Here is a 286-nt window from a genome sequence, read left to right on the forward strand (position 1 = left end):
GTGCCAGGTTGCCGAGGAAGTGCGCGGCCTTGTCCGGCATCTCCGGGATCCATGGCAGGCCGAATTGCACCAGCAGCGAGGGCGTGGTCTGCGCCAGGCGCTGGAACACCTTGTTGCGGATCAGGTCGCCGAGCCAGTGCAGCGCGGGCTGGCGGGCGAGCAGGTTGGCGGCGTAGAGGACGATGTAGCGGGCCACCCGGCCGAGGATCAGGGCGCCCACCAGCAGCAGGCCTAAGGCCAGGCCGGCGTGCAGGATAGGGTGTTGGTCGAGCGCCGACCAGTACCC

Annotated in this window: 1 protein-coding gene; it reads right to left on the minus strand. The window is 69.6% G+C overall.

Features of this window, described 5'->3' with window-relative positions; genetic code table 11:
* Positions 1-286 (minus strand): hypothetical protein (locus tag FPZ47_RS28070; RefSeq protein WP_210420066.1); only part of this gene is annotated, 286 nt, incomplete at both ends.

It is taken from the genome of Mycobacterium helveticum, assembly GCF_007714205.1.
Classification (GTDB): Bacteria; Actinomycetota; Actinomycetes; order Mycobacteriales; family Mycobacteriaceae; genus Mycobacterium; species Mycobacterium helveticum.